Annotated in this window: 3 protein-coding genes and 1 pseudogene; all 4 read left to right on the top strand. The window is 37.8% G+C overall.

The window, feature by feature from the left end; genetic code table 11:
* Positions 1–105: 105 nt before the first annotated feature.
* The 4 genes and pseudogenes from BM213_RS14200 to BM213_RS14190 all read left to right on the top strand — a co-directional run bounded on the left by BM213_RS14200 (position 106) and on the right by BM213_RS14190 (position 2,638).
* Positions 106–978, top strand: a complete 873-nt coding sequence (locus tag BM213_RS14200; protein WP_091705236.1) for a HipA domain-containing protein — start codon at positions 106–108, stop codon at positions 976–978.
* A 1-nt stretch (position 979) separates the two neighbouring features.
* Positions 980–1,726, top strand: a complete 747-nt coding sequence (locus BM213_RS14195; protein ID WP_091705233.1) for an HIRAN domain-containing protein — start codon at positions 980–982, stop codon at positions 1,724–1,726.
* A gap of 106 nt (positions 1,727–1,832) precedes the next feature.
* A pseudogene (locus BM213_RS14575) lies at positions 1,833–1,979 on the top strand (GDP-mannose 4,6-dehydratase); the annotation flags it as partial.
* A gap of 185 nt (positions 1,980–2,164) precedes the next feature.
* Entirely contained in the window at positions 2,165–2,638 is a 474-nt protein-coding gene (locus tag BM213_RS14190) for a hypothetical protein (RefSeq protein ID WP_091705230.1), read from the top strand.
* Positions 2,639–2,822 lie beyond the last annotated feature (184 nt).

The raw sequence follows: 2,822 nt of genomic DNA, 5'->3' as shown, positions 1-2,822 counted from the left end.
TCGTCAACGTCGTTTTCCCTTATCGTATCAACGGTTTGCATCCATTGTAAAGATGTTTTGTCACGGATTCAGGTATAAGATTTATACAAAAAGGAACGATTAGCATTGTTGAGAGATGTTAGTGATTGGGAACGGATCGGATATGGTAGAAAAAGCACATTGGAGAAAGAGGAATTGATATCTCCAGAGAAAATACATTATCTTATAAAATATCCTCGACAATTTAAAGAAGGAGTTTCTTGGGAGGATATTACAGAATTAATTGCTGCTGAAATTGGAGCTATATTTGGTTTGGAAATGATGGATGTGGAAATTGTAACAAGGAATGGTAGAAGAGGATGTCTTCTGCGAAATTTTGTAAAAGAATATGATGCAAAAATGGCTGAAGAAGGCGGAGTTTTATTATCAGCACTAGTAGATGATTATACGAAGCTCCAAGAATCCTCATTGAAGGGCATGGAACTTATTGATGCTGGATTCAAAATAATGAGGGAGTTTGCATATTGGAAGGCCATAAAATCAGAATTTATAGATATGCAATTGTTTGATATTCTTATTGGCAATCAAGATAGGCACCCATTTAATTGGAAATTACTATTTCTCGAAACAGGAGCAAAGTTCTCCCCCATTTATGATAACGGTGTTTCCTTAGGTTTTCGATTTGATGATGAAAAGCTCATGCAAATGGTTTCGAATCCCCAAGAAATGAACAAATATACCGAGAAAACAAAGGTTAAGGCGGGTATATTTGAAAAGAAAAAAGTCAAAGCTAAAGACTTGTTAACATATATTAGTAAAAACTTTACAGATGAGTTTCATCAAGGTATCCAAAAGTTAGTTGAATTTGATTTAATAAGGTATTCTGATTTTATTCAATCATTAGATATTTTAAGCGAGGCACAAAAAGACTGGTTATTGAGTATAGTGCCTTTTCGAAGAAAGAAAATATTGGAGTGGATTGGAAGGGGTGATCAATAACATGAAAAAAGTTCATACACTTTTAGTGGTTTGGCAAAATCCCAAAACCCGTTCTTTTTATCATATAGGAACTCTTTCTCATTATGATGGCTATTATGAGTTCACTTACACCTATAATGCCTCTGGTCACGGAAAACTGAAAGATGCATTGAATAACGGGTATATGTTGCATCCAGCTTTCCCAGACCCAACTAAAATATATCGATCAAAGGAGCTGTTTCCGGCGTTTGAACGCCGATTGCCGTCACCAGATCGTGCGGATTTTAAAGCCATTTTGTCCGATTTAGGTCTGGATGAGAATTCCACTAAGATGGACTTGCTTCAACAAACACGTGGGCGGTTAGCCAGCGACACTTATTCTTTTGAGCAGCCGCTGCGTCTTGAAAACGATGGCAAGCTGCGCGTCAGCTTTTTTGTTCATGGCATGCGCCATCAAAATCTTCCTCAAAATTGGGCAACATGGCTAGCCATTAACGAAACGTTGAAATTAGTACAAGAACCAACAAACGCTTATGACCCTCATGCTGTTGCTATTTATACTCATGGGGGGAAGAAGCTTGGATATGTTCCGGCTTTTTATAGTAAGGCCATCTTTTCCTTGTTAGAAAATGGAGTGAACCCTTCTGTTCGTGTTGTGTATATGAATGAAAAATCAACACCTCATTGGTGGCTGAAAGTAGCCTTTGAGTGCGAGATTCCTTCTTTCCAAGGTGCAACATTGGATGAATTAGCCCCTGTTATGGGATAATACCTGCCGTGCTTCGAAGTTTGTCAAAGATTTAACATTAGGGGGATGGCTTGGTCATTGCCATGGATATTGATAACCTTGTGCAGCGTGCCTGTCACGCCCCGATAAGTACACCGACCGCCGCCCGGGTGACCCGGCGCGCCTTGTCGCGTCATCGCAAAAAATTTACGAAGAACTTGGCTGGAAAGCGGAATATTCATTAGAACAAATCATCGAAAGCGCGTGGAAATGGCATAGCCGCAACGGGAAGTAAATAGAAAACCTCCTGCTGAATGAGTGTCAGCGGGAGGCTGTTTTTGTATTTATTATGACATGTATAAACAATCTTCTTGCATAAAATTATGAAAAATGTCAATACTTTTTTGTGGATTTACTTGTTAAATATGATATAGTAAGCTTAGGAGTTGTACGCATTCCCTTATGTTAGGAGGGATTTATATGTCTTATGAGGTAAAGTATCGGGTGGCTGAACAACGTCCTTATATAAACATTAACTTTCAGCGTTGGAATCCAGCACATTTCCCGTCCGTATATAAAGACCATCGAGCTGAGTTATCAAATGTTTTTAATCAGTTTTTTGACTGGATATTTAAACAGGTAAGAGATGTGCGTGATAAACTAACTTCATCCAATCAGAGTGAATATTTGCGTTCAAAAGCAAATCAAGTATATACATGGTTCGAAACAGATGGATATAAGATGTTTCAAGAATTTGAAAAGAATTTAAATCCGTTTTCCATTCATCGCTCTCAATTAGAACGTGTCGAAAAAAGCATTTCTTTGTTTAAAAAACGATACGATTATCAATTGAACTCTGAAGACTATGATCATCTTCTTGACTGGTTGATGGAACTTCCTTATCTATTTAAGCAGCGTCTTACAATGTTTCAAATATTATCTGATTATCGATAGTTTACTCGCAATAAAGAGTTTGATGCTTATTTTCAAATTGAATCCAATTATTTCACAAAGACAGGTTCGTCTAGAGCTTGTCTTTTTTGTGCAGCGTGCCTGTCACGCCCCGATATATGTCGAGATTTGTAGAAACAGAGGGTCATAGATTGGCTCTCTGCTTTTGTTTAAAAAATTCATTCCC

The sequence above is a fragment of the Anoxybacillus pushchinoensis genome, assembly GCF_900111795.1.
Taxonomy (GTDB): Bacteria; Bacillota; Bacilli; order Bacillales; family Anoxybacillaceae; genus Anoxybacillus; species Anoxybacillus pushchinoensis.
The sequence above is the reverse complement of the archived record's forward strand: the minus strand, read 5'-3'. Positions and strand labels throughout refer to the sequence as shown.

Excerpts from the sequence above, each read along its gene's own strand:
- BM213_RS14195 (WP_091705233.1), top strand. The coding sequence starts at position 980 with ATGAAAAAAGTTCATACACTTTTAGTGGTTTGGCAAAATCCCAAAACC.
- BM213_RS14190 (WP_091705230.1), top strand. The coding sequence starts at position 2,165 with ATGTCTTATGAGGTAAAGTATCGGGTGGCTGAACAACGTCCTTATATA.